Here is a 24,053-nt window from a genome sequence, read left to right on the forward strand (position 1 = left end):
AGATGCGGCTGGCGGCCCGCGCCGTCCGGCCCGCCGCCCCCGAAAGCCACGAGAACCGGGGGATGTCTCTTGGAACTTCCCCCCCGACTTTCTACGATGGGGGATCGTTCACCGGGGCCATCATGCAGGACAATGCGCCGAACCAGCAAACCCGTCGCAAGGGCGCCACGGCGGAGGGGCCTCAGCGCAGCCAGACGCTTGTGCGCGGCCTGGAAATCATCGATGCGGTCGCGGACGGGCCCGCGACCATCGCGGAAATCGCGGGCGCCACGCAGCTGACCTATTCCACGGTCCACCGGCTGGTGTCCGTCCTGGTGGCGCGGCGTTACCTGAAGCTGACCGACACGCGCGGCGTCACCCTGGGCCCGCGCCTGATCGAACTGGGCTTTGCCGCCCATTCCCGGGTGGATCTGGTCCGCCACGCCCGGCCCTGGCTGGAGGAGCTGTCGGCCAGCACGGGCGACACCGTTCACCTGGCGCGGCTGGAAAACGGCGAGGTCAGCTATCTGGACAAGCTGAGCGGCAGCCGCGCGGTCGAGATCTCGTCGCGGGTGGGCGGGCGCAAGCCGGTGATCTCGACCGGGGTGGGAAAGGCCCTGATCCTGGACCGGAGCAGGGCCGAGCTTGCCGCCCTTTACCAAAGCGACCGTCACCTGATGAACCATCCGGTGCCGCAGGAGGTCTGGCTGGAACGGCTGGGCCACTACCAGGAAGGCGGCTTCGCCTTCGACCTGGGCGAGGACGAGGCCTCGATCCGCTGCGTGGCAGCCCCGGTGCGCGATGCCACGGGCCGGATCGTGGCGGCGATCTCGGTCTCCTCGACGACCGAGCACATGAGCGGGCCGAGGATGCAGTCCCTGATCGCCGAGGTGAAATCCGCCGCAAGCCGGATTTCCGCAGGCCTGGGCCACAGAAGCCCGGACCGGCCCTGACCTGACCCTTCAGATCACCTTGCCGGGGTTCAGGATCCCCTGCGGGTCCAGCATCGTTTTCATGCGGCGAAGAAGGTCCAGTTCCGCGGGCGTGCGGGAATAGCTCAGCCAGGGCTTCTTGTGCAGACCGATCCCGTGTTCCGCCGAAACGGAACCGCCATGGCTGCGGACAAGGTCATAAACGGCGGCTTCGATGGCATGGCCCGTCGGATCGACCGTCTCGATGGGGCCGGCGACCAGGTGGATGTTGCTGTCGCCCGCATGGCCGAAGAAGATGACCTGCAGGTCGGGGAACCGGCCTTCCAGGGCGGCCCGGATGTCGTCCACGCAATCGCCGATGCGGGCCAGGGGAACCGAGACATCGAAGTTGATCGTGGTCGCCCGGTGCGACAGGATCTCGGCCACCCCGTCGCGCAGGGCCCAGAAGTCATCCACCTCGCGCTGCGACATGGCGATTGCGGCATCACGGACAAGACCGGCCTCGAAGGCGCCTTCCAGCATGGCCTGGAACGCATCGCGGTCCCCGTCGGGATCAGCGCCCTGCATCTCGACCAGCGCATAGACTGGATGACCTTCCGCTAGCGGCGGACGGCGTCCGGTGACCGCCAGCACGGCGTTGTAATAATCGGCCCACATCAGTTCAAAGGCCGTCAGCCGTCCGGACAGCACCTCCTGCGCATGGGCCAGCAGGCCCGCCGCGTCAGGGAAACCCGACAGGGCGACCAGGGCGGCATTGGCGCCCGCCACGCGGGGATGCAGCCGCAGCACGGCCCGGGTGATGACCCCCAGCGTGCCCTCGGATCCGATGAACAGATGCTTCAGGTCCAGGGCTGCGTTGTTCTTGGGCATCCGGTTCATCATCGGCAGCACGGTGCCGTCAGCCAGCACCACTTCCAGCCCCAGGACCAGGTCGCGCGCCATGCCGTACCGGATGACGCGGTTTCCCCCGACATTGGTGGCGATGTTGCCGCCGATCTGCGCCGATCCGCGCGCGCCCAGATCAAGCTGGAAGCTGCGCCCCGCCGCCGCCGCCGCCTCCTGCAGGGTTTGCAGGACGCAGCCCGCCTGCACCACCATCAGGCCCGAGGTGGTGTCGATCTCCTCGATCCGGTTCATGGCGGCAAGCGACAGAAGCACCGCGCCCTCCGAAGGCACGGCGCCCCCGGCAAGCCCGGTCCGTCCCCCCTGCGGCACCACCGGCACCCCCGCCGCGTGGCAGAGGCGCAGGACCGCCGACACCTGTTCCGTGCTGTCCGGCGTCACCAGGGCCAGGGGCGTGCCGCCGCGCTCGGCGCTCCAGTCGTGCAGGCAGGCCTCGGGGATGTCAGCGCCCGTCTTCAGCCGTCCCCGGCCCAGGACGGCGGCAAGTCCTTCGACAAAGGCGCGATCTTCGCTTTGCGGCATCATTCCCATTCCCCTTCGATCGGGGCATTTCCTTGCATCTATTCTCATATATTGCAAATCAATTTCACAAGTTGACATTGGGCACGCGTTCCGCCACCCATGGTCCCCGAGAGACGGTGCGGGCACGGAGGAGCCGGGCATCTGCGATGTCTCGCAACCAGCCTTCGGCGTCGCGGCAGAGGGACCGCACGCCGGACAGGGAGGACGCCATGTCATTTCACCATTCCACGCCGTTCCTGCGCCGCCCGGCGGCACCGGCGGTCCTGTCGGCGGCGCTGTTCTGCGCCCTGACCGCCGCGCCCGCCCTTGCCGAACCCGAGGTGCTGTTCCGCGCGGCCCATGCCTCGGCCACCACCTCGACCGGGCACAAGGCGCTGGAGTTCCTGGACAAGGAGCTGCGCGAGAAGACCGAGGGGCGCGTGGGGCTGGAGATCTTCCCCTCGGCCCAGCTTGGGGGCGAACGCGAGGCGGTCGAGAACATCCAGTTCGGCAACGTGGACCTGACCTTCGTGTCCTCGGCCCCGGTGGCGTCCTTCGCGCCCGCCTTTTTCGCCTTTGACATCCCCTTCCTGTTCGACAGCCGCGAACAGGCCCATGACGTGCTGGACGGAGAGATCGGACAGGAGATCCTGGCGGGCCTGGAAAGCTCGGGCATCGTGGGCCTCGGCTATTGGGAAAACGGCTTCCGCCAGCTGACCACCTCTGCCAAGGAGGTCCATTCGCCCGAGGATCTGGCGGGCGTCAAGATGCGCACCATGGAAAACGAGGTCCATATCGCGGCCTGGCGCGCGATCGGCGCGAACCCCGCGCCGCTGGCCTTCAACGAACTGTTCACCGCCTTGCAGCAGGGCACCTTCGACGCGCAGGAAGGGCCGATCAACCTGTTCTACGACATGAAGTTCAACGAGGTTCAGAAATACATCGTCAAGACGAACCACATCTATTCGCCCTGGCCGCTGCTGGCGAGCCCCGAGAAGCTGGCCGCCCTGTCCGACGGGGACCGGGCGATCTTCGACCAGGCCGTCCGGGACGCAACCGCCTATCAGCGCGGCCTGGCCGCCGAGGCCGATGTCCGGGCCGAGGCCGCGATGACGGACGTGACCTTTGTCGATCTGGAACCCGCGCAGAAGGAAGCCTTTGCCGCCCGCGTCGCGCCCATCGTCGATCTGGTGCGTGAAAAGGCGGGGGCCGACCTGGTCGACCGCCTGCTGGCCGCGACCGGCAGGAAATAAGGCCGCCACGGCTCTGGTTCCAGCCGGGGCCGTTCTTCCGCCGCAGCCCGGGGGCCGCGGCGCGGAATGTCGGGATATCACATGATCAAGCTCATCAACGAGCATTTCGAGGAGGCGGCCATCGTCCTTCTCATGGCGGCGATGTCGCTTCTGATCGGACTGCAGATCTTCATGCGCTATGTCATGGGGGCGTCGTTGTCCTGGTCCGAGGAACTGGCGCGCTATTTCTTCATCTGGGCGACCTATCTGGGGATCGCCCTTGCGGTGCAGCGCGACGCCCATATCCGGGTGACGATGCTGACCGATCTTCTGCCGGCGGGCGGGCGGGCCGCGGCGCGGATTCTGGCGCATCTGATCTTCGCGGCCTTCGCCCTCTATGTGATGTACCAGGGCTGGTTCATGGTCGAGAAGACCTTCCGCTTCGGCCAGAAATCGGCGTCCCTCGGCATCCCCATGGGCGTCGTCTATCTGGCCCCGCTGACGGGCTTTGCCCTGACCGTGCTGCGGCTGGTCCAGCGCATCGCCGCCGAACTGCACGGGCCGGACGCGGGGGTCAGGCCATGATCTCGCTGACGCTGTTCGGCCTTCTGGCCGTTCTTCTGCTTCTGTCGGTGCCGATCGCCATATCGCTGGGCATCGCCTCGACGGTCGCGCTGCTCGTCTCGGGCAAGGTGTCGGGCTCCTATGTGCCGCAGGGGCTGGTCACGTCCATCGACAGCTTTCCGCTGATGGCGGTGCCCTTCTTCATCCTGGCGGGCGACCTGATGGGGCAGGGGGGCCTTTCCCGGCGGCTGGTCGATGTGGGCCGGATGTTCTTCGGGCGCTATACCGGGGGGCTTGCGATCATCTCGGTCGTGACCTGCATGTTCTTCGCGGCCATCTCGGGCTCGGGGCCCGCGACCGTGGCGGCCGTGGGCACGATCCTGCTGCCCGCCATGGCCCGGGACGGCTATCACCCGGGCCGGTCGGCGGCCCTTGTGGCCAGCGCGGGGTCGCTGGGGGTCATCATCCCGCCGTCGATCCCGATGGTGATCTATGCCACCTCGGCCAATGTCTCGGTGTCGAAGATGTTCATGGCGGGGGTCGTTCCGGGACTGCTGATCGGGCTGGCGCTGATCGCCCATGCCTGGCGCGACGCCCGCCGGCAGGGCCTGACGCCTTCTGCCGAACGGCTGAGCGGGCGGCAGAAGCTTGCCATCCTGAACGAGGCGAAATGGGCGCTTCTGGTGCCGGTCATCATCCTGGGCGGCATCTATGGCGGCATCTTCACGCCGACCGAGGCCGCGGCCGTGGGCGTCCTTTACGGCTTTGTCGTCGGCGCCTTCATCTATCGCGAGATCGGCCTCGCCTCGCTTTACCGCATCGTCGCGGGTTCGGCGCTGACCTCGGCCACGATCATGCTGATCGTGGGCACGGCCACGATCTTCGGCCGCGCCCTGGCGATCGAGGGCGTGCCCATGGCCCTGTCGAACGCGATCACCGCCACCATCGACCAGGCCTGGCTGCTGCTGCTGGCCGTGAACGTGATCCTGCTGGTCGTCGGCACCTTCATGGAAACCATCGCCGCGATCATCATCCTGACGCCGATCCTGCTGCCCCTGGCCACCGCCCTGGGCATCAGCGCCGAGCATTTCGGCATCGTCATGATCGTCAACCTTGCCATCGGCATGGTGACGCCGCCGGTGGGGGTGAACCTGTTCGTGGCCTCGCGCATCTCGGGCCGCCCGCTGGAAACGGTGGTGAAGGGCGCCGTCGGGCCGCTGGCGGTGATGATCCTGCTGCTGATGCTGATCACCTATGTCCCCGCGCTGTCGCTGGGGCTGCCCGCCCTGTTCGGAATGTAACGCGAAGGAACCGCGCATGAACAAGAAACTCAGGGCCGTCATCATCGGCCCCGGCAACATCGGCACCGACCTGCTGATGAAGATGAAGCGGTCCGACTGGATCGAGCCGGTCTGGATGGTGGGGATCGACCCGACCTCGGAAGGCCTCAGGCGCGCCGCGGCCATGGGCGTCAAGACCTGCGCCGCGGGCGTGGACGGCATCCTGGATCATGTCCTGGCCGACGACATCCGCGTGGCCTTCGATGCGACCTCGGCCTATGTCCACGCCGAGAATTCGCGCAAGCTGAACGACTTGGGCGTGGTGATGATCGACCTGACGCCCGCCGCCATCGGGCCCTTCTGCGTGCCGCCGGTGAACCTGGCGCATCATGCGCGCGAATTGCGCATGAACGTGAACATGGTCACCTGCGGCGGACAGGCCACCATCCCCATGGTCGCCGCCGTCAGCCGGGTCCAGCCGGTGGCTTACGGCGAGATCGTGGCCTCGGTGTCGTCAAGATCGGTGGGGCCGGGGACGCGCAGGAACATCGACGAATTCACCCGCACCACCGCCCGCGCCATCGAGGCCGTGGGCGGCGCCAGGACGGGCAAGGCCATCATCATCGTCAACCCGGCCGAGCCGCCCCTGCTGATGCGCGACACGGTCCATGTTCTGACCGAAGGCGCGCCCGACCGCGACCGGATCACCGCCAGCGTCCAGGCCATGCTGGAAGAGGTGAAGAAATATGTCCCCGGCTACAAGCTGGTGAACGGGCCGGTCTTTGACGGAAACCGCGTCTCGATCTTCCTGGAGGTCGAGGGATTGGGGGATTTCCTGCCGAAATACGCGGGCAACCTCGACATCATGACGGCGGCCGCCCTGCGGACCGCCGAGCTGTTCGCCGAGGAAGCGGACAAGGGAAACTTCGTGCTGCCGGCGCGGAACTGAGGAATGGCTGACATGACGGATATCCAGGGCCGCAAGGTCACCCTGCACGAGATGAGTCTGCGCGACGGGATGCACCCCGTCCGCCACCAGATGTCGCTGGACCAGATGGTCGCGGTGGCGACCGCCGCCGACGACGCGGGCCTGCCCTGGATCGAGGTGAGCCATGGCGACGGCCTTGGCGGATCCTCGGTCAACTATGGCTTCGCCGCGCACAGCGACATGGATTATCTGCGCGCCGTCGTGCCGCAGATGAAGCAGGCCAGGATCTCGGCCCTGCTGCTGCCGGGGATCGGAACCGTGGACACCCTGAAAGAGGCGATGGACTGCGGCATCTCGGGCGTGCGGATCGCAACCCACTGCACCGAGGCCGATTGCGCCGAACAGCACATCACCTATGCGGCCAAGACCGGGCTGGATACCGTGGGCTTCCTGATGATGGCCCACCGCGCCCCGCCGGAAAAGCTGGTCGAACAGGCCCTGCTGATGGAAGGCTATGGCGCCCGGACCATCTATTGCACCGACTCCGCCGGCTATCTGCTGCCCGACGGCGTGACCGCGCGCATTGCGGCCCTGCGCGCGGCCCTGCAGCCCGAAACCGAGCTTGGCTTTCACGGCCACCACAACCTGGGCATGGGCATCGCCAATTCGGTGGCGGCGGTGGCGGCGGGCGCGAACCGCATCGACGGCGCGCTGGCGGGCCTTGGCGCGGGCGCGGGCAATGCCGCGACCGAACAGCTGGTCGCCGTCTTCAACCGCATGGGGGTGGAAACCGGCGTCGACCTGTTCAAGGTTCTGGACGCGGCCGAGGATCTGGTGGTGCCGATGATGGAACGCCCGATCCGCGTGGACCGCAGTTCGCTGATCCTGGGCTATGCAGGGGTCTATTCCTCGTTCCTGCTGTTCGCGGAACGGGCCGAGAAACGCTATGGTGTGCCGGCGCGCGACCTGCTGCTGGAGATGGGCAGGCGCGGCATGGTCGGCGGACAGGAGGACATGATTGAGGATCTGGCGCTGACCATGGCAAAGGCGGCAAAGGCCTGACGCTGTTGTCCGGTGCCGATGGGGCGGACTTCCGGCAGGACGCCGCGTGGAAGGCCTCCACGCGGCGTCCCAGGACCCTTGTCAGCGCCGCGCGGTGATCTGCTTGCCGGATGCGCCGTCCAGCACCAGCGCGCCGCTGTTGTCGATGCGGAAGGCCGAGACCGTTTCCAGCAGCGCCACCAGCTTGCGTTCCTGGTCCATCAGCGCGGGCGGGCAGGCCATGCGGGTCAGGCCGGGGGACGCGATGGCAATCTTGCCGCCCTCGACGGTATAGGTCGCGGTCAGGCTGTTGCAGCTGGCATTGCCGGACAGCCGGCCGTCGGCCCCGAAGGCCAGCGTCACATGGGAATTGTCGATGATGCCCTGGCCGCCGATGTCCTCGACAGTCCATTCGCCGCCCTGAAGGCTGGCGGCCGTGGCCGCGCCGTCCTGCGCGGTGTCGGACTCGCTTTCCAGGCAGGCGGCAAGAAACAGGGCCGAGGCCAGGGCGGCGATGGAAAGGGGTGCGCGCAACATGCGGAATTCCTTTGGTTGTTTTCCGGGACAACTAGGCAATGGCGCGGGCGGGGGCAATGCCGCGCGGCGTCTTGCATCCGGCGGTATCCTGCGGTCTGATGCGCTTTTTTCCGTCAGATGGATTGCCCATGCGCCTCATGCTTGTCCTGCCCCTCGTCCTTCTTGCCGCCGCCTGCAAGATGGAGCCCGCCGCCACCCCGCCCGCGGTCCCGCCCACGGCCGCCTGCGACGAGGCCGATCTGTCCGCCCGCTTCCTGGGCCGGAGCCAGGAGGAGGTCCAGGCCACGGCCCTGCCGGGGGCGCGCATCATCCAGCCCAACAGCCCCGTGACCATGGACCACCGCCCCGAGCGCGCGAATTTCGAGCTGGACGCCAAGGGCCGTGTCACCCGCGTGTTCTGCGGCTGACCGGCAGCTTAGCCCGGCTGCCTGCCACCGAAGGCGCGCGATGCTCATGGCCGCTGCCGCCCCCATGGCGGCAGCGGCCTTTTCCTGACGCCACTCGGCGGGGTCTTAACCCGGTCACGCAAAAACCCCGCATCCGCCGATCATGCGGATGCGGGGTTCATGTCCGGGTCCGAAAAGACCGGCCCTTGAGCCGGTCTTCTTCTTTTCGCCGTTGCCGCCCTGTCAGGCCACCAGGGGCTTGCTGTTCTGGGCGTGGCGCATGGCCAGCTTGCGGCCCATGCGGCCCGAGGCCATGGGCCTTGCGCCGGGGCGGGCGCTGTCCGCGTCGCGCAACTCGGGGAACAGTGCGAAGATCTCCTCGCGCGCGGCCTGGCCCACCATGCTCAGCGCCTGCCGGCCCGGATGCAGCGACTCGGTTTCTGCGCCGTTGGACCAGACCACCTGGTGATCGTCGAACAGGACGTGGACATAGTGACCGCCTCCAGATCCGTGGCGATGTCGATCCCCTCGACCAGCAGAAGCTGCCTGGCCGCGACCAGGACCTCGCCTGCGCCGAACATCTTTTGCGCGATGCGCGAGCGGATCAGGACGCGGTGCTGGGGCGAGACGATCAGGTCGGCCTCGGGGATGCCCTTGCCCAGGGCCCCCGCGGCGATGCGGATCGGGCGCAGGTTCGGCGCGGCCTCAAGGTGGGCCCGGTCCAGGACGCGCCTGCCGATCCAGCGGATCGGCTGCAGGCCCGCGTCGCGGGTCACCACCAGATCGCCCACCTGAAGGCTGCCCGCCGCGACCGGCCCCCGGTCGGTCAGGATCAGCGCATCCGCCCCGAAGCAGACCACGCCCGTGTTGGATTGGTCCAGGGAACCCCCATCCACCGCCGCGCCCGCGTTCTGCAGGACCATGTCCAGCTTGGGCAGGCCGTTCTGGCCGCTCAGGAAATCCAGCCGCCCATCCGCCTGGTCGGCGCGCAGCCAGCCAAGCGCCGTGGCGTATTGCTGGCCGGGATTGGCGGCGTTCCAGATGGCCAGGTTCCTGTCGTTGTAAAAGCCCGACAGGTCGATGAAATCGCGGTTGGCCTGATCCGCGCCCGTGTTGAAGTCGGTGACCAGGTCGCCGTCGCCCGTTATCAAGGATTTGCGGGAAGGGGACGGGCAAGCCTGGGTAATTTTGGGGGCTATATACCTAACTAGCCGAATTTAGATCGCCCCGCTAAAATCAAGCGGGGCGCTCCGAATCATCTCCTAGTTGGCTTGAGATAAAGAGTTAGCTGCACGGGCTTCTTGCCATAGTGTTGTGCAACGCGCTGACGCAGTTCGTGGATGTCCTCACAGGTTTTCGCCATGCCAACAACTTCCCAGCAACGAGAGACAAGCTGCCGAACTCCTAAGTTCTCGGTCAATTGCCTGTGCCAGTGAACTCCTGCAGGAGGCTTGTTCTCCTTTAGATACGCTGCCACCTCCGGATCCAAGGTGTCGTAGATCGATTCGATGACCAACTTTCCCCACCATTTGGGGCGTGTTTGCAGGGGAGTGGCCCAACCAGTAAGACGCCCAAATTCTTCCCATAGTTCGTCCGGAAAGGTCTTCTCCCAATCGCGCAATTCATCCGCAATAAATGCTCGCACCTTGACCTGAAGGGCGTCTTCCGCGCGCTCATACTGGTATCCAGTGGCTTCGTCGATCAGTGCATCAAGGCCCGTGCGCGTCAGGCCTGCGGTAAGCATGGCGCATTTTATGGCAATTTCACGTTGTCTGTCGGTTAGGTTGGCCCCCTCATAGAGGGCGCGAACATAGCCGCGACAAATAAGTTCAAAGTGCTCAGTCGTGATCCCGATGGCTACCCACTGCGTTCCGGGAATGGAAAATCGAATAGTTTCCTGCAGCACTTTATCTTTATCAATGAAAGGGTTAAGTGCCTTCTGGCCTATATAGTCCTGCAGGCTTCCTCGCTCCACATTAGCAATGGCGCGGGTGGTTGAACCGGAGGAGATCACCCTGGTCTCATCATTGAGCACATAGCAGTCAAGTTCGTCGCCACCGAGGTCTATCTTGCCGCGCCACTTGGCGAACGGAAGCTTGTCGATCTCTTCCTGTGGCATGTTCTTGATGTGATATTCCGAGCCTGGAACGCCGTCCCGATCCTCCTTTTCTGCAGGTGGCGCTACGGCACCAACTACCTCGTCAAAGGACGCATCAATCGGTTCAATCGTGTCTCTTTTCTCAGGCATTGATCAGTCCTTTATAGGTCAGGCGCTTTTCGGCCATGCGCGAAATGGTAAGATCGATGAAGTTCATCGTGCCGATCTTTGCAGTGTTGTGGCGGAAGGAAAACTTCTTCACATAGCGGTGCAGGTGCTTGGCGCCCATATAGTGATAGATACCGATGTAGCCGCGCTTGAGCAGCGACCAGAAGCTTTCGATTCCGTTGGTGTGGGCCATGTCGCGGATATACTCACCTGCAGAGTGATTGATGCGAATGTGGCGATAGCCAGCGCCTTCTAGGCCGATATAGCCGCCGTGTGTATTGGTTACGATGGTCGCGCCAGTGCGGCAATGATCGCGAACAAACCGCTCAAGGGTGCTGGCTTTGGTGTTCTCAACGACAACCGCGCGAACTTCGCCGTTTTCGTCTCGAACACCCACAACAGCAGTCTTGCCAACCGCCCCACGCCCTGCGTTCAGTTTCTTGCTGGCGTGCTTGTTCTTTTCGCGACCTCCCACATAGGTTTCATCAACCTGCATTTGGCCGTCCATGTGATCGTCGCGGTCCTTGAGCCAAGTTTCACGAATGCGCTGAGCTAGGAACCATGCAGTCTTCTGGGTTACGCCAAGTTCGCGAGCCATTTGGGTGCTGGGTATGCCCTTGCGGGCACTGGTGAGCATGTAGATTGCCAAAAGCCATTTCTGGAGCGGAAGTCGGCTTTCCGACAGAACGGTGCCAGTGCGGACACTGAAATGCTTCCTGCAGGCTTTGCAACGGTAAGGCATCGGTTTGTGGTCTTTAACTTCCACCACATCCACCGAACCACAGTGGCCGCAAACCGGCTGATTTCCCCAGCGACAATCCTCAAAGTGCTTGCGTGCCGCTTCCTCATTAGGGAACCGCTGGAAGAACTGGAAGGTCGAGAGCGTTTCAGGGCTGGACATTTGACGGCACCTTATGAAGCTTTTGCAACATAACTAGCCATCACTCTCAAGAGAAATCTGGCTAGTTAAGTATATAGGCCCCATAATTTCCCGCCGAAACGGGATCAGGCCCGTCCAGCCCGGAACAGGACAAGCGAAGAAATCCGGCCTGCCGCGAAGAAAACCGTAGCCAGGGCGTTACTTTTCTTACAAAACTAGAAAAGTCAGAGGGAGGTCCGGTCCTGAGCCGATTCTATGGGACAACGCTGCGGCTGGTGCGGGACATGGGCCCGATCTCTCGCGTCGAGCTGATGCGGGAAATGGACATCTCCTCGGCCAGCCTGACCAAGATCACCACCGCCCTGATCGGGGCCGGACGGCTGGAGGAAAGCGACCTGCGCGACGAAGGCAGCTTCGGCAGGCCGCGCCGCTATCTTCAGGTCGCGCCGGGCCGCCAGCACGTTCTGGCCGCGACGCTGATGCCGGGGCGGCTGGACATGGCGCTGGCGGGGCCGGACGGCGATATCCGCTTCGCGCGGTCCATCCCCTGCGACGGTCCTGCCGCCGCGGCCGTTCCCCGGATCGCGGATCTGTCGGCGCAAATCCTGCGGGACGCCGGGCTGGTGGCGGGCGACGTTTCGGGCCTGTGCCTGACGCTGCCCGGCCATGTCGATCTGGACGGGCGGCGGCTGCTGATGGCCAGCAGGCCCGGCTGGGGCAACGGCGCGCTGGCCGATCTGCTGGAGGCGGCCCTGCCCTGGCCCGTGACCCTTGCCAACAAGGTCAACGCCATGGCCTTCGCCGAGGCGATCCGGACCACGCGGGGCCAGCAGCAGGCGCTGGCCTATGTCTATCTGGCGCAGGGCCTTGGCGCGGGGATCGTGCATGAAGCGCGCGGACAGCCCTTTTCCGGCCGGGGGGCGCTGGAATTCGGCCATGTCCGCGTGGCCGATCCGGGCCTGCCCTGCGATTGCGGGCGCAGCGGCTGCCTGGAAACCGTGCTGACCCGCGCCGTCCTGGAGGCCCCCGACCAGGCCTTCCGGTCGGGCGCGGGCGCGGTGATCGCGCAGGCCTTCGCCAACCTGCTGACCCTGACCAACCCCGAGCATCTGGTCCTGGGCGGCGCCCTGGCCACGCTGCCCCCCGCGCGGCACGAGGCCCTGGTCGGCGCCATCCGCGACCGTCTGATGCCCCACCGGCGCGACGCCACCCGGTTCCGCACCAGCGTCCTGGGCGGGGATGCGGCCCTGCTGGGCGCGGCGGCGGTCGGGCTCGACCGTTTCCATTTTTCAGGAGCAGGCCTGTGAGGAACCAGAAAAACCTTCCCGGCCTCAGGGTCATCTCCTTCGTGCTGGGGCTTCTGGGCTGGTATCTGGTGACGGAATACACCGCCATCATGCTGCCCGGCCCGCAGGCGGTGCTGCAGAAGTTCATGGCCGTCGCCCAAAGCGGCGTGCTGTTCACCGACATCGCCGCATCGCTGCGCCGGGTGCTGACGGGGTTCCTGCTGGGCACGGCGCTGGCCATTCCCATCGGCTTCGTGATGGGCTGGTACGGCGTGGCGCGCGGGCTGATCGATCCCTGGATCCAGTTCTTCCGCATGATCCCGCCGCTGGCGATCATCCCGCTGGCGATCATCACCCTGGGCATCGACGAGGCGCCCAAGATCTTCGTGATCTTCCTTGCGGCCTTCCTGTCGTCGGTCGTGGCGACCTATCAGGGGGTGATCGGGGTGGACCGCACGCTGATCAACGCGGCCCGCGTCCTGGGGGCGGGGGACCGGGTGATCTTCGGCCGCGTGGTGGTGCCGGCATCGCTTCCCTTCATCCTGGTGGGCTGCCGCATCGGCCTGGGGTCTGCCTGGGCCACGCTGGTTGCCGCCGAACTGATCGCGGCGCAGTCGGGATTGGGCTTCCGGATGCAGCAGGCGCAGCTTTTCTATGACATGCCCACCATCTTCGTCTCGCTCATCGCCATCGGCGTCCTGGGGCTGTTGATGGACCGGGTGGTGCAATGGGCCGAAACCCGTCTGACCAGCTGGCAGGAGCGGATATGAGCGCGGATATCCATTTCAGGGGCGTTTCGGTCCGCTTCAGCGACCTGCAGGCGTTGAAGGATTTCGATTTTCACATCCGGCCCGGCGAATTCGTCACCATGGTCGGGCCGTCCGGCTGCGGCAAGTCCACGGCCATGAACCTTGTCGCGGGCCTCCTCCAGCCAAGCGCGGGCGAGGTTCTGGTCAGCGGCAGGACGGTCCGGGGGCCGGGGCCCGATCGCGGCGTGATCTTCCAGCAATACGCGCTGTTCCCCTGGCTTTCGGTGCGCGAGAATGTCGAGTTCGGCCCGCGCCTGGCCGGAAAGTCGCGGGCCGAACGGCGCGCGATCTCGGACCGCTACCTGCGGCTGGTGGGGTTGTCGGATTTCGCCGACGCCCTGCCCAAGGTGCTGTCGGGCGGCATGAAGCAGCGTTGCGCCATCGCCCGCGCCTATGCCGCCGATCCGCAGATCCTGCTGATGGACGAACCCTTCGGCGCGCTGGACGCCCTGACCCGCATCCGCTTGCAGGACCAGCTTCTGTCCACCTGGAGCAGCGACCGCCGGTCCGTCCTGTTCATCACTCATGACGTGGACGAGGCCGTCTATCTGGCCAACCGCGTCGTCGTCATGGGCGCGCGCCCCGGCCGCCTGCTGGAGGTCATCGACGTGGACCTGCCCCATCCCCGGACCGAGGAGATCCGCCTGTCCCCAGACTTCGCCGCCATCCGCAACCGCGTCTGGCACGCCGTCTATCACCAACCCAGCCAGGCCGGAGCAGCCTGACGGTTCCAACAGGAGAAGACCCCATGAAGCGACGCCATTTCCTTGCCACCGCCGCCGTTGCGGCTGGCCTTGCCCTGGGCCAGCCCGCCCTGGCCCAGACCGACGACATCCGCGTGGGCTATATCGCGGATTTCTGGGGCGCATCGGCCACGGCCATCGCGACCAAGATGGGCTTGTGGGAAAAGCACGGGCTGCGCGCCGACACCAAGGTCTTCACCAACGGCCCCCTGCAGATCCAGGCCCTGGGGGCCGACAGCCTCGATTTCGGCTATATCGGGCCGGGCGCGCTGTGGCTGCCCGCCTCGGGCAAGGCCAGGATCGTGGCGATCAACACCGTGGGCAATTCCGACCGGGTGCTGGGGCAGGCGGGTGTGACCTCGATCGCGGATCTGAAGGGCAGGAAGGTCGCGGTTCCCGAAGGCACCTCGGGCGACATGCTGCTGGGCCTGCTGCTGGAGCGCGAGGGGATGACCCGCGACGACCTTGAGATCGTCACCGCCGATCCCGCCACCGTGGTATCGGCCTTTGCCTCGAAACAGGTGGATGGCGCGGCGATCTGGTATCCCTTCGTGGATGTGATCCGCAAGGCCAACCCCGACGTGGTCGAGCTGGCCAAGAACGCGGATTTCCCGCAGAACCAGTTCCCATCCTCGTTCGTCGCCCGCAACGAGATGGTGGCGGACAGGCCCGAGGTGGTGGGAAAGTTCATCGCCGTGATGAAGGAAGCGGGCGACTGGCGCCACGCCAACCTGGACGAGGCCGTGACGGTCACGGCCGAATTCCTGTCGGTGGACCCCGCCCTGCTGGCGCCCGAGGCGAAGATGGGCACCACCTTCACCGCCGCCGACCTGGCCGCGAAATCGCAAGACGGCACGGTCGCGGGCTGGCTTGACGGCATGGCCGCGATCTATGTGGCGCAGGGCAAGCTGGAAAACCCGCTGCCCGCCACGGATTTCTATGCCGCCGACCTTTACACGAAATGAGCCTGTGAAAGGCCCCGCCGCGCGCGGGGCCTTTCCCGTGCCGGGGACCGCTTCCATGAACGTGCTTTACATCGATATCGACAGCCTGCGCCGCGACCATCTGGGGTGCTATGGCTATCACCGCGACACCTCGCCCAACATCGACGCCCTGGCCGCCGAGGGCATCCGCTTCGAGAATGTCTATGTCTCGGACGTACCCTGCCATCCGTCGCGCACCGCGCTGTGGTCGGGGCGGCACGGTTTCCGCACCGGGGTCGTCAACCACGGCGGCCTTGCCTGCGAGCCCTTCCGCGAAGGGCGCGACCGTGCCTGGGCGGGCACCTTCTTCGAGGACGGCTGGCTGAAGCAGTTGCGCGACCTGGGCCTTTACACCGCGACCTTTTCGTCCTTCGGCGAAAGGCACGGCTGCTGGCACTGGTATGCGGGCTTCAACGAGGTCCACAACTGCGGCAAGGGCGGCATGGAAACCGCCGACGAGATCATCCCCCAGGCCATCGACTGGCTGGAACGCAATGGCGAGCGTGGCTTTTTCCTGCACGTGAACATCTGGGATCCCCACACCCCCTATCGCACGCCGCTGGAATGGGGCGATCCCTTCGCGGGCCAGCCCGCTGCCCCCTGGATCACCGAGGAGATGGTGGCCCGCGGTCGCCAGGGCTTCGGCCCCCATTCCCCGCAGGAGCCGACCGGATTTTCCGACCACAACTGGCACGCGGCCTATCTGGCCCGCCAGCCGGGCCAGATCGCAGGTCTTGCCGATGCGGTGAAATGGATCAACGGCTATGACGCGGGCGTGCGCTATGCCGACGAATACGTGGGCCACCTGATCGCCGCCCTGAAAAGGATGGGGCTTTACGACAAGACCATCATCGTCATCGGCGCCGACCATGGCGAGAACCTGGGCGAGCTGAACGTCTGGGGCGACCACCAGACCGCCGACGAATACACCTGCAACGTGCCGCTGATCATCCGCGCCCCCGGCCTGTCGCCTGCGGTCAACAGCGGGCTGCATTACCACTTCGACTGGGCGGCCACGCTGATCGACCATCTGGGCGGAACCGTCCCGGCGGTCTGGGACGGGCGCAGCTTCCGCCAGGACCTGCTGGCGGGGCAGGACGGCGGGCGCGATTATCTGGTGCTGAGCCAGGGGGCATGGGCCGTGCAGCGCGGCGTGCGCTTCCGCCACGAGGGCGAGGACTGGCTGTTCCTGCGCACTTGGCACGACGGATACAAGGATTTCGGCCCCGAGACGCTGTTCAATCTTTGTCGCGATCCGCATGAAACCACCGACCTGTCGGAAACGCGCCCGGATGTGGTGCGCCACGCCTCGCGCCTGTTGTCGGACTGGTGGGGGCGGCAGGCCGCGCTGTCGGCCCATGATGTCGATCCGCTGATGACCGTGCTGCGCGAAGGCGGCCCTTATCACACGCGCGGGGAACTGCCCGGTTACCTGGACTGGCTGCGCCGGTCGGGACGCCCCGAGGCCGCGGCCCTGCTGGAGAAACGCCATCCCGCGGCGCCGGGGGTCACGCAGACCTTGCGATAACGGGCGCGGGGCCGGTCATCCGCGCCGGTCCCTGCCTGTCCTGCGGTTGCAGAAGCCCGCTCGTCACCTCCCGCAAGGTGTGCCGGGTCCCGGGCAGGGCTGCTGCAAGGGATCCGCCCGCGAACCGGGAGGGAGCTGTTTCCGACAGGCCGCAAGGGTCGGGCCCTAAACCGTCAGACGGCATGTCCGGCGCAGCGGGCGGTCTTGCGGATATGGTCCTGCATGTGCCGACAGGCCGCAAGGGCGTCGTGGCGGGCAAGGGCCGCCATGATGGCGCGGTGTTCGCCGATGGACTGCCGCATCCGCCTTGGGTCGGTGTTGGGGATGGGCTGGCGCTGCGTCTCGCTCAGCAGGCGCTTGGGATTGCCATAGACGCTGGCAAGCACGCGGTTGGGGCAGGCATCGGCGATGCCATGGTGCAGGGCCAGGTCCGCCGCGACATGGGCCACCAGATCGCCGCGCTGCCACGCGCCCGCGAAACCGTCGGCCGCGGCCGACAGGCCGGCGATCGCCTCGGCGGTTCTGTCGTAAATTTTGGCGGGTCAGCGACAAGAGGCTATGATCGACTTGAGGACTGATGTCTTTGCAGAAAGAGCCATGACCGTGTCATTCAAGGGTGCTCATTTCCCTAGGGACATCAACCGGATGCTGAAGCGGTTTGGCTGCCCAATCCCGATCGAGATTGTGCGGATAAAGTATCTTAGCAATTTGGTCGAACAGGACCATCGCTTCATCAAGCGTCGGGTAAAGCCATGCTAGGCTTCAAAAGCTTTACCTCGGCGGCTTCGACCACCGCAGGCATCGAAACCGTGAACATGATCCGCAAGGGTCAGTTCAGGCCAGAACTGCATCCGTTTCAGCAATTCTGCCGGTTGGCCGCCTGATATCGAGAAAACCAGCCGCTAACTGCACCTGCTATAACGGTTTGCGACAGAGCTTTGGCCTCAGCAGCCGCCGGTTCAGATGGCAATCCCCCTCCCAATCCACACCAGCGGGTCGCGGACACCCACGTGGCCGGCGAAAACCTGTTCAGGAACCATTCTGGCTGGCTGTCCCGGCCGCGCATCCCTTGGCGTCGCAAATCGAGATCCGCTTCCGGGATCTTGCCGGGGAAAGGCTGGTGCTTCTGGAAGAAGGACCTTGCTGAGCGAAGAATATGACGGCTTCCGCAGCATCAGCCTTTAGACCTTGCGGCCATAGTCATTACCTGTGTCGGCCTGACGCTGTTGCCTGCCCTGGCCTGTGAGCACCCGCTGAGGCAAGCCGCCACGGCAGGCCTTGGGTTCACCGATGCCAGCCGCGGCCGCGACGTCCGGCCTTGCTGGCGCAAGACGACGACCCATGGCGCGTTGATGCAAGCCATCGCCCAAGTGATCCACCCTAAAAGCATGATGCTGCCTGCTTCAGGCGCAGAGCGGCAACAGCAGGGCCGGGCGAATGAAGCCGGTCTGTGCGGATGCGATCCGCCGGAACCAGATCATGCCGGCCTTGCCCATCCACCTTCCTGAAGCGGATCACGGCAGGCTTGGCACCGCATCGGGAAAGCCCTCACGGGGCGTCTTCGGGCTCATGTCGTTGGATCGGTGCAACCGCCAGCGGCGTCAAGGGAGCCACCGCAGGTCCGGCAGAGGTCTTTCGCCCGCGCCACAGGATGAACAGGCCCGACAGGACGATCAATCCCGATCCCGCCAGCATTCCCGTGGTCAGCGTCTCGCCGAACAGGACGATGCCCAGGGCCGCCCCGAACAGAAGCCGGGTATAGCGGAAGGGCGTGACGGCGGATACGTCGCCGGTCCGCATCGCCTTCATCAGGCAGGAATAGGCGGCGACCCCGACAAGGACGGCCCCGGACAACAGCAGGGCCGCGCGCGGGCCGGGTAGCCGGAACGGTGCGCCCTGCCAAAGGGAAAACACCAGTCCCGCGCAGGCCAGCGCCAGAAACCCGTAAAGGCCCAGCACCGCATAGCCCAGGCTGCGCGGCGCGGCGCGGCTGGCCAGGTCGCGTCCTGCAAAGCCAAGCATCCCGACAAGCGCCAGCAGCGAAAGGGCCGAAAAGCCCTCGGCGCCCGGACGCAGGATGACAAGGACGCCGCAAAGGCCAAGGCCGATGGCCAGCCACCGCCTCCAGCCCACCCGCTCGCCAAAGATCACGGCCGCCGAGGCCACCACGACAAGGGGCGTCGCCTGCAGGATGACCGTTGCGGCCGACAGGGGAGTCAGTGCCAGGGCCAGGCCATAGAACAGCCGCCCGACGATCTCGAAGCACATGCGGATGCGCATCACCGGGGAAAGGACATCCGCCGTCACCAAAGCCTTGCCCTGGCTGCGCGCGATCCCTGCGAAGATCGCGGCGCCCCCCAGGCCGAAGATGGTCAGGATCTGGCCCACCGGCAGAAGATCGGCCACGGCCTTCACGAACGCGTCCTCCACCGCAAAGAGCGCCATCGCGCCGATCATCCAGGCTGCGCCGATGACGTTCCGGCGATGACCGCTGTCCGTCATCGGAAGCGCGTTTTCCTTTTCTGTTGATGGGGCCCCTGTGGTCCGCACTTGTCCCGCCTGGTCCTGGAACATTCAGGCGCCCCGGTCCTGCTCATCATGCGCCCAGAGATAGGCGATGAAGGCGCTCTTGACGAAGCGCAGCAGGACCATGGTGACGATTGCCGTGACCGCGCCGACAATGACAAGCAGCATCAAAGGGCTTGGCCGGAACACCACCCAGGTGTAGCCCAGAAGCGGGATCAGAAGCAGGAGCATGATGGTCATGGTGAAGAACGCCGGCCCGTCTGCCGCCGGAAAGCGCTTGAACTCGACCCCGCAGCTTTCACATTCGGGAATGACGGCAAGATAGCCGCGAAGGATCCTTCCCTCGCCACAGTCGGGGCAGCGGTTGAGCAACCCGCGCAGGATGGCGGCTTTTTCATCACGAAGTTCGGTCATTGCAGGGGTCCGTCTTGCTGTGCGCCATGCAGTCTTCCGGGAACTGCAGGGAGATTGTGATGTGCCGGTCGGGGCCTTCCCCCGGGCGCGACGCTTTTGATGAACGGCATGTCCTGCCGGTCCCGAGCGAAGCCCGGTGCCGGGACAGGCGCAGGCCATGGCGAGGTCCGGATTCTGCTAGCCATGCCAGTAGCCCGCCACCAGGGTATTGGCCAAATGGGACAGCGCCGTCCGAAGCTCCTCCTGGTCGATGGGGCCGCCCAGGCAGATCCGCAGGGCTTCCGGCCGCTCGCCAGAGACCACGAAGGGATCGCTGGGAAGGATGCCGATGCGCATCCCCTGCATCCGGGCCACCATGTCAGCCCGGCTTGTTCCCTCGGGCAGCCGCAGCCAGATGTTCAGCGCCTCGGGCTGCCCCTCGACATCGAAGTTCTTGAGAATGTCCCCCGCAATGGCCTGGCGGGCTGCGGTTTCCGCGCGCACGAAGTCCCGCACAAGGTCGGCCGTTCCATTCTCGATCCAGTGCGTCATGACGGCTGCCGACAGCATGGGCGGCATGACCGCGGTCGTCTTCAGCGCCTGGCCAAGCTGATAGGCGCAGCGCGCATCCGGGGCGACCGTGAAGGCCAGGCGCAGGCCGCCGCCGAAGATCTTGGCCAGTCCTCCGATGAACCAGGTCAGCTCCGGCGCCAGGAAGGCAATCGGCGGCGGCGCCGAGACGGGCAAGGCCCCGCAGGCGTCATCCTCGATCAGGGGCAGGCCATGCCTGCGCAGAACCGCCGCGATGTCCTGGCGCCGGTTCAGCGGCATCGTGCGCGTGGTGGGATTGTTCAGGGTGGGGTTGAGATAAAGCGCGCGTGGCCGGTGCGTCCCGATGGCCTGTTCCAGCGCCTCGGGCGTGATCCCGTCGGCATCCTCCTCGAGGCCCACGAGCCGGCAGCCGCACCGCCGGGCGATGGCCTGGGCGCCCGGATAGGTGATCGCCTCGGACAGCACGACACCGCCATCCCGTGCGATGACGCTCAGGATCGCGAAGATCGTGGCATTGGTGCCGGGCGTGATTGCGATCCGGTCCGGTTCCACGTCAAGCCCGCGTTGCGCAAGCCATCCGCTTGCGGCCTGACGGTCGATGTCGGCGCCGACGGGCGACTGGTAGCGCAGCAGGGAGGTCAGGTCGGCGGAAACGGCTGAAAGTCCTTCCCGCATCCTGGCCAGCAAGGCCGGATCCTTCGGCTCGGGCGGAAGGTTCATCGTCATGTCGATTTCGTCGCCGCGACGGGAAGTGCCGGCGGGGGTGCGTCTGGAGGTGTCCGCAACGAATGTTCCCCGCCCGACCTGGCTTTCGATCAGGCCGCGCGACTGCGCCTCGGCGTAACCGCGCGACACGGTTGTCAGGTCGATCTCCAGAAACTCGGCCAGGCGCCGCAAGGGGGGAAGACGGTCGCCGGGACGAAGCCTTCCTGACTTGATGTCTCCGGCGATGGCATCGGCAAGCCCACGGTAGATGGGACCGGCTTCACTGCTGATCTGAGGGGTCCAGTCGGACATGGATGGCATCAACTCCGGAAGGAAGAAGGGCAAGGTCTATATAAAGATCAATTTACGCCTGCGCCAATACATACGATGCGGCAATTGACCGCATACATTTGAACCATACATTCATGTAGGTGTTGGCACATGAGCAACGACGTGCGGGCACGACGCCAATGCGACCGCAGATCATCCCTTTTGACCCGTCCAGGATTGTCGGCGCAAGGACGGCAGTCCCGCGTGGACTGACCAGACCAAAGCTGGCACAATCCGCCTGCCGTGCCCGCGACGTTCCAGAAGCTGCGCCTGATCCGGCCATGGCTGGATCACCCTCCCCGATCCGCCAACGGATCTGCTTACGAGGCACCCATGTTCGAGAGCTTTGACGCAATCACCCTCGCGCGGATCCAGTTCGCGTTCACCGTTTCCTTCCACTTCCTGTTCCCGGCATTTTCGATCGGCCTTGCAAGCTTTCTGGCCGTCCTTGAAGGCCTCTGGCTGTGGACGGGGCGCGATGTCTATCTGACCCTGTTCCGCTATTGGCTGAAGATCTTCGCCATCGTCTTCGCCATGGGCGTCGTGTCGGGCATCGTCATGTCCTATCAGTTCGGCACGAACTGGGCGGTCTTCTCGGACCGGGCGGGCACCGTTGTCGGGCCGCTCATGGCCTATGAGGTTCTGACGGCCTTCTTCCTGGAGGCGGGCTTCCTGGGCGTGATGCTGTTCGGGATGAAGCGCGTCGGAAAGGGCCTGCACTTCACCGCGACGCTCATGGTGGCACTGGGCACCTTCATCTCGGCCTTCTGGATCCTGTCGGCGAACAGCTGGATGCAGACGCCCGTGGGCTACAGCATCAACGCGGCGGGCCAGTTCGTTCCCGACGACTGGTGGGCCATCGTGTTCAACCCCAGCTTCCCCTACCGCCTCGTCCACACGGTCCTGGGCGCCTATCTTACCACCGCCTTCATCGTCGGCGCCGTCGGGGCATGGCACCTGCTGAAGGACCGCGGCAATCCCGGTGCGCGGACCATGTTCTCGATGGCGATGTGGATGGCCGCGCTGGTGGCGCCTGTGCAGGCTGTCGTGGGCGACTTTCACGGGCTGAACACGCTGGAACACCAGCCCGCCAAGGTCATGGCCATGGAAGGGCATTACGAAAGCCATCCCGACGGCGCACCCTTCTATCTTTTCGGCATTCCCGACCAGCAGGCCGGAGAGATCCGTTATCCCGTCGCGATCCCGAAGGTGTCCTCGCTGATCCTCAAGCATGATCTGAACGCGCCCCTGGACGGGCTTGACACGATCCCGCGCGAGAACTGGCCGCCGGTTCCCATCGTCTTCTGGTCCTTCCGCACCATGGTCGGCCTTGGGCTTCTGATGATCGCGCTCGGCGCGCTCAGCCTGATCGCGCGCTGGCGCGGCACGCTGTACCAATGGCCGCTTCTGCACCGCTTCGCCGTCCTCATGGGGCCTTCGGGGTCGATCGCGGTGCTGGCGGGCTGGATCACCACCGAGGTGGGCCGGCAGCCCTTCACCGTCTATGGCCTTCTGCGGACCGCCGAATCCGCCTCGCCCCTGGACGCGCCGGCGGTGGCCGCGTCGCTTCTGGCCTTTGTGGTCGTCTACTTCGCCGTCTTCGGGGTGGGGATCTGGTATCTGCTCCGCCTCATGTCCGCCGCGCCCCATGCCGGCGAGCCTGAAACCGAGGCTGGCCTTGACCGTCCCATCCGCACGGCCGGCATCACCCCGGCACCCGCCGTCATCGCCGAAGCCAGGGAGGGCCGGACATGATCTACAACATCGACCTCGCGACCATCTGGGCCTTCATCATCGCGTTTGCTGTCTTCGCCTATGTGGTCATGGACGGCTTCGACCTGGGCATCGGCATCCTCTTTCCCACGCTGGAGGTCGGCCGGGAACGCGACACGGCCATGAACTCGGTGGCGCCCGTGTGGGACGGCAACGAAACCTGGCTTGTCCTGGGCGGCGGCGGCCTTCTGGCCGTCTTCCCGCTGGCTTACGGCGTCATTCTGTCGGCGCTCTACATTCCGATCATCGTCATGCTTCTGGCCCTGATCTTCCGGGGCGTCGCCTTCGAGTTCCGCTGGCGCGATCCGAACCATCGCCGGACCTGGGACATCGCCTTCGCCGGGGGATCGCTGGTGGCGGCCCTTGCCCAGGGGATCACGCTGGGCGCGCTTCTCCAGGGGATCCGGGTCGAGGGCCGGGCCTATGCCGGTGGCTGGTGGGACTGGTTCACGCCGTTCAGCGTCTTTGTGGGCGGCAGCGTCGTCGTGGCCTATGCCATGCTGGGGGCGACCTGGCTGATCATGCGGACCGAAGGACCGCTTCAGGACCACGCCTTCCGCCATGCACGCAGGCTTGCGCCCCTGACCATCGGCGCCATCGTGGTGGTCAGCGCGGCCACCCCCTTCCTTGAACAGGAATACTGGCAGCGCTGGTTCCAGATGCCGGGCGTGATCGCGGCGGCGCAGGTGCCGCTGCTGATCGCGGTGGGCACGGTGCTTCTTTTCCGCAGCCTCGCGCAGCGCCATGAACGCGCCCCGTTCCTGCTGACGCTGGCGCTGTTCCTTTTGTGCTTTGTCGGGCTTGGCGTCAGCATCTTTCCCGACATCGTGCCGGGCGCGATCACCATCGCGCAGGCGGCGGCACCCGAAAGCAGCCTGATCTTCGTGCTGGTGGGCGCCGCGGTCCTGATCCCGCTGATCCTCGCCTATACGGCGTGGTCCTATTGGGTCTTCCGGGGAAAGGCAGGCCATGAAGGCTATCACTGATCGCCCCCCT

General features: G+C 65.7%; 23 protein-coding genes and 2 pseudogenes. 15 read left to right on the forward strand and 10 right to left on the reverse strand.

The window, feature by feature from the left end; translation table 11 throughout:
- The first annotated feature begins 2 nt into the window (after positions 1 to 2).
- Entirely contained in the window at positions 3 to 932 is a 930-nt protein-coding gene (locus JX613_RS04305; RefSeq protein WP_237168361.1) for an IclR family transcriptional regulator, read from the forward strand.
- A gap of 9 nt (positions 933 to 941) precedes the next feature.
- On the opposite strand, the gene JX613_RS04310 is transcribed toward JX613_RS04305, so the two are convergent.
- Positions 942 to 2,339 (reverse strand): FAD-binding oxidoreductase, encoded by a 1,398-nt coding sequence (locus tag JX613_RS04310; RefSeq protein WP_207100230.1) that lies wholly within the window; start codon positions 2,337 to 2,339, stop codon positions 942 to 944.
- A gap of 206 nt (positions 2,340 to 2,545) precedes the next feature.
- On the opposite strand from JX613_RS04310, the gene JX613_RS04315 reads away from it, so the two are divergent.
- From JX613_RS04315 to dmpG, 5 genes are all read left to right on the forward strand, one after another.
- A complete protein-coding gene (locus tag JX613_RS04315; RefSeq protein WP_207100231.1) occupies positions 2,546 to 3,568 on the forward strand; it encodes a TRAP transporter substrate-binding protein in 1,023 nt (340 codons plus the stop codon).
- Positions 3,569 to 3,649: 81 nt separating this feature from the next.
- A complete protein-coding gene (locus tag JX613_RS04320) occupies positions 3,650 to 4,132 on the forward strand; it encodes a TRAP transporter small permease (protein WP_207100232.1) in 483 nt (160 codons plus the stop codon).
- Positions 4,129 to 5,412: a TRAP transporter large permease gene (locus JX613_RS04325; protein WP_207100233.1), complete on the forward strand. Its 1,284-nt coding sequence runs from the start codon at positions 4,129 to 4,131 to the stop codon at positions 5,410 to 5,412. The genes JX613_RS04320 and JX613_RS04325 overlap by 4 nt, the downstream gene beginning before the upstream one ends.
- Before the next feature lie 16 nt (positions 5,413 to 5,428).
- Positions 5,429 to 6,340, forward strand: coding sequence for an acetaldehyde dehydrogenase (acetylating) (locus tag JX613_RS04330; RefSeq protein WP_207100234.1), 912 nt, complete (start codon positions 5,429 to 5,431; stop codon positions 6,338 to 6,340).
- A 3-nt stretch (positions 6,341 to 6,343) separates the two neighbouring features.
- Positions 6,344 to 7,381: a 4-hydroxy-2-oxovalerate aldolase gene (gene dmpG, locus JX613_RS04335; protein ID WP_207100235.1), complete on the forward strand. Its 1,038-nt coding sequence runs from the start codon at positions 6,344 to 6,346 to the stop codon at positions 7,379 to 7,381.
- 81 nt (positions 7,382 to 7,462) lie between these two features.
- On the opposite strand, the gene JX613_RS04340 is transcribed toward dmpG, so the two are convergent.
- Positions 7,463 to 7,897 (reverse strand): META domain-containing protein, encoded by a 435-nt coding sequence (locus JX613_RS04340; RefSeq protein ID WP_207100236.1) that lies wholly within the window; start codon positions 7,895 to 7,897, stop codon positions 7,463 to 7,465.
- A 128-nt stretch (positions 7,898 to 8,025) separates the two neighbouring features.
- Here JX613_RS04340 and JX613_RS04345 point away from each other — a divergent pair, with 128 nt between their 5' ends.
- Entirely contained in the window at positions 8,026 to 8,304 is a 279-nt protein-coding gene (locus JX613_RS04345) for an I78 family peptidase inhibitor (protein WP_207100237.1), read from the forward strand.
- 222 nt (positions 8,305 to 8,526) lie between these two features.
- Here JX613_RS04345 and JX613_RS19725 read toward each other — a convergent pair whose 3' ends face one another.
- The 4 genes and pseudogenes from JX613_RS19725 to JX613_RS04360 form a co-directional block, all read right to left on the reverse strand.
- On the reverse strand, positions 8,527 to 8,685 hold the full coding sequence (locus tag JX613_RS19725; protein ID WP_237168349.1) for a hypothetical protein: 159 nt from the start codon (positions 8,683 to 8,685) through the stop codon (positions 8,527 to 8,529).
- 75 nt (positions 8,686 to 8,760) lie between these two features.
- Positions 8,761 to 9,206 (reverse strand): annotated as a pseudogene (locus JX613_RS20355) (Hint domain-containing protein); the annotation flags it as partial.
- A 332-nt stretch (positions 9,207 to 9,538) separates the two neighbouring features.
- Positions 9,539 to 10,531 (reverse strand): P63C domain-containing protein, encoded by a 993-nt coding sequence (locus tag JX613_RS04355; RefSeq protein WP_207100238.1) that lies wholly within the window; start codon positions 10,529 to 10,531, stop codon positions 9,539 to 9,541.
- Entirely contained in the window at positions 10,524 to 11,450 is a 927-nt protein-coding gene (locus tag JX613_RS04360; RefSeq protein ID WP_207100239.1) for an IS1595 family transposase, read from the reverse strand. Before JX613_RS04360 ends, JX613_RS04355 begins: the two co-directional genes overlap by 8 nt.
- A 263-nt stretch (positions 11,451 to 11,713) precedes the next feature.
- Between JX613_RS04360 and JX613_RS04365 the strand changes: the two genes are divergently transcribed.
- Genes JX613_RS04365 through JX613_RS04385 form a run of 5 tightly spaced genes read left to right on the forward strand, consistent with a single transcriptional unit; the run spans position 11,714 to position 16,778 of the window.
- Complete coding sequence (locus tag JX613_RS04365; RefSeq protein ID WP_207100240.1) at positions 11,714 to 12,736, forward strand: ROK family protein; 1,023 nt, start codon at positions 11,714 to 11,716, stop codon at positions 12,734 to 12,736.
- Positions 12,733 to 13,485, forward strand: coding sequence for an ABC transporter permease (locus JX613_RS04370; protein WP_336512265.1), 753 nt, complete (start codon positions 12,733 to 12,735; stop codon positions 13,483 to 13,485). The genes JX613_RS04365 and JX613_RS04370 overlap by 4 nt, the downstream gene beginning before the upstream one ends.
- Entirely contained in the window at positions 13,482 to 14,249 is a 768-nt protein-coding gene (locus JX613_RS04375) for an ABC transporter ATP-binding protein (RefSeq protein WP_207100241.1), read from the forward strand. The genes JX613_RS04370 and JX613_RS04375 overlap by 4 nt, the downstream gene beginning before the upstream one ends.
- A 23-nt stretch (positions 14,250 to 14,272) precedes the next feature.
- Positions 14,273 to 15,232 (forward strand): aliphatic sulfonate ABC transporter substrate-binding protein, encoded by a 960-nt coding sequence (locus JX613_RS04380; protein ID WP_207100242.1) that lies wholly within the window; start codon positions 14,273 to 14,275, stop codon positions 15,230 to 15,232.
- Between the two features lie 55 nt (positions 15,233 to 15,287).
- Positions 15,288 to 16,778: a sulfatase gene (locus tag JX613_RS04385; RefSeq protein ID WP_207100243.1), complete on the forward strand. Its 1,491-nt coding sequence runs from the start codon at positions 15,288 to 15,290 to the stop codon at positions 16,776 to 16,778.
- 173 nt (positions 16,779 to 16,951) lie between these two features.
- On the opposite strand, the gene JX613_RS04390 is transcribed toward JX613_RS04385, so the two are convergent.
- Positions 16,952 to 17,311, reverse strand: coding sequence for an FCD domain-containing protein (locus JX613_RS04390; protein ID WP_207100305.1), 360 nt, complete (start codon positions 17,309 to 17,311; stop codon positions 16,952 to 16,954).
- Between the two features lie 97 nt (positions 17,312 to 17,408).
- Between JX613_RS04390 and JX613_RS04395 the strand changes: the two are divergent.
- Positions 17,409 to 17,662: pseudogene (locus JX613_RS04395) on the forward strand (DDE-type integrase/transposase/recombinase); the annotation flags it as partial.
- Positions 17,663 to 18,326: 664 nt separating this feature from the next.
- Here the strand turns inward: JX613_RS04395 and JX613_RS04400 are convergent.
- From JX613_RS04400 to JX613_RS04410, 3 genes are all read right to left on the reverse strand, one after another.
- A complete protein-coding gene (locus tag JX613_RS04400) occupies positions 18,327 to 19,280 on the reverse strand; it encodes a DMT family transporter (protein WP_237168351.1) in 954 nt (317 codons plus the stop codon).
- Between the two features lie 72 nt (positions 19,281 to 19,352).
- Complete coding sequence (locus tag JX613_RS04405) at positions 19,353 to 19,718, reverse strand: DUF983 domain-containing protein (RefSeq protein WP_207100244.1); 366 nt, start codon at positions 19,716 to 19,718, stop codon at positions 19,353 to 19,355.
- 177 nt (positions 19,719 to 19,895) lie between these two features.
- Complete coding sequence (locus tag JX613_RS04410) at positions 19,896 to 21,266, reverse strand: aminotransferase-like domain-containing protein (RefSeq protein WP_207100245.1); 1,371 nt, start codon at positions 21,264 to 21,266, stop codon at positions 19,896 to 19,898.
- 351 nt (positions 21,267 to 21,617) lie between these two features.
- On the opposite strand from JX613_RS04410, the gene JX613_RS04415 reads away from it, so the two are divergent.
- Both JX613_RS04415 and cydB read left to right on the forward strand, forming a co-directional pair.
- Complete coding sequence (locus JX613_RS04415) at positions 21,618 to 23,039, forward strand: cytochrome ubiquinol oxidase subunit I (protein WP_207100246.1); 1,422 nt, start codon at positions 21,618 to 21,620, stop codon at positions 23,037 to 23,039.
- Positions 23,036 to 24,043, forward strand: coding sequence for a cytochrome d ubiquinol oxidase subunit II (gene cydB / locus JX613_RS04420; RefSeq protein WP_207100247.1), 1,008 nt, complete (start codon positions 23,036 to 23,038; stop codon positions 24,041 to 24,043). Before JX613_RS04415 ends, cydB begins: the two co-directional genes overlap by 4 nt.
- Positions 24,044 to 24,053: the final 10 nt, after the last annotated feature.

Origin of the sequence: Paracoccus shandongensis (assembly GCF_017315735.1) — a bacterium.
Taxonomy (GTDB): Bacteria; Pseudomonadota; Alphaproteobacteria; order Rhodobacterales; family Rhodobacteraceae; genus Paracoccus; species Paracoccus shandongensis.

Coding starts and splice junctions, on each gene's coding strand:
- JX613_RS04305 (WP_237168361.1), top strand. CDS start 3: ATGCGGCTGGCGGCCCGCGCCGTCCGGCCCGCCGCCCCCGAAAGCCAC.
- JX613_RS04310 (WP_207100230.1), bottom strand. CDS start 2,339: ATGATGCCGCAAAGCGAAGATCGCGCCTTTGTCGAAGGACTTGCCGCC.
- JX613_RS04315 (WP_207100231.1), top strand. CDS start 2,546: ATGTCATTTCACCATTCCACGCCGTTCCTGCGCCGCCCGGCGGCACCG.
- JX613_RS04320 (WP_207100232.1), top strand. CDS start 3,650: ATGATCAAGCTCATCAACGAGCATTTCGAGGAGGCGGCCATCGTCCTT.
- JX613_RS04325 (WP_207100233.1), top strand. CDS start 4,129: ATGATCTCGCTGACGCTGTTCGGCCTTCTGGCCGTTCTTCTGCTTCTG.
- JX613_RS04330 (WP_207100234.1), top strand. CDS start 5,429: ATGAACAAGAAACTCAGGGCCGTCATCATCGGCCCCGGCAACATCGGC.
- dmpG (WP_207100235.1), top strand. CDS start 6,344: ATGGCTGACATGACGGATATCCAGGGCCGCAAGGTCACCCTGCACGAG.
- JX613_RS04340 (WP_207100236.1), bottom strand. CDS start 7,897: ATGTTGCGCGCACCCCTTTCCATCGCCGCCCTGGCCTCGGCCCTGTTT.
- JX613_RS04345 (WP_207100237.1), top strand. CDS start 8,026: ATGCGCCTCATGCTTGTCCTGCCCCTCGTCCTTCTTGCCGCCGCCTGC.
- JX613_RS19725 (WP_237168349.1), bottom strand. CDS start 8,685: ATGGTGGGCCAGGCCGCGCGCGAGGAGATCTTCGCACTGTTCCCCGAG.
- JX613_RS04355 (WP_207100238.1), bottom strand. CDS start 10,531: ATGCCTGAGAAAAGAGACACGATTGAACCGATTGATGCGTCCTTTGAC.
- JX613_RS04360 (WP_207100239.1), bottom strand. CDS start 11,450: ATGTCCAGCCCTGAAACGCTCTCGACCTTCCAGTTCTTCCAGCGGTTC.
- JX613_RS04365 (WP_207100240.1), top strand. CDS start 11,714: ATGGGCCCGATCTCTCGCGTCGAGCTGATGCGGGAAATGGACATCTCC.
- JX613_RS04375 (WP_207100241.1), top strand. CDS start 13,482: ATGAGCGCGGATATCCATTTCAGGGGCGTTTCGGTCCGCTTCAGCGAC.
- JX613_RS04380 (WP_207100242.1), top strand. CDS start 14,273: ATGAAGCGACGCCATTTCCTTGCCACCGCCGCCGTTGCGGCTGGCCTT.
- JX613_RS04385 (WP_207100243.1), top strand. CDS start 15,288: ATGAACGTGCTTTACATCGATATCGACAGCCTGCGCCGCGACCATCTG.
- JX613_RS04400 (WP_237168351.1), bottom strand. CDS start 19,280: ATGACGGACAGCGGTCATCGCCGGAACGTCATCGGCGCAGCCTGGATG.
- JX613_RS04405 (WP_207100244.1), bottom strand. CDS start 19,718: ATGACCGAACTTCGTGATGAAAAAGCCGCCATCCTGCGCGGGTTGCTC.
- JX613_RS04410 (WP_207100245.1), bottom strand. CDS start 21,266: ATGTCCGACTGGACCCCTCAGATCAGCAGTGAAGCCGGTCCCATCTAC.
- JX613_RS04415 (WP_207100246.1), top strand. CDS start 21,618: ATGTTCGAGAGCTTTGACGCAATCACCCTCGCGCGGATCCAGTTCGCG.
- cydB (WP_207100247.1), top strand. CDS start 23,036: ATGATCTACAACATCGACCTCGCGACCATCTGGGCCTTCATCATCGCG.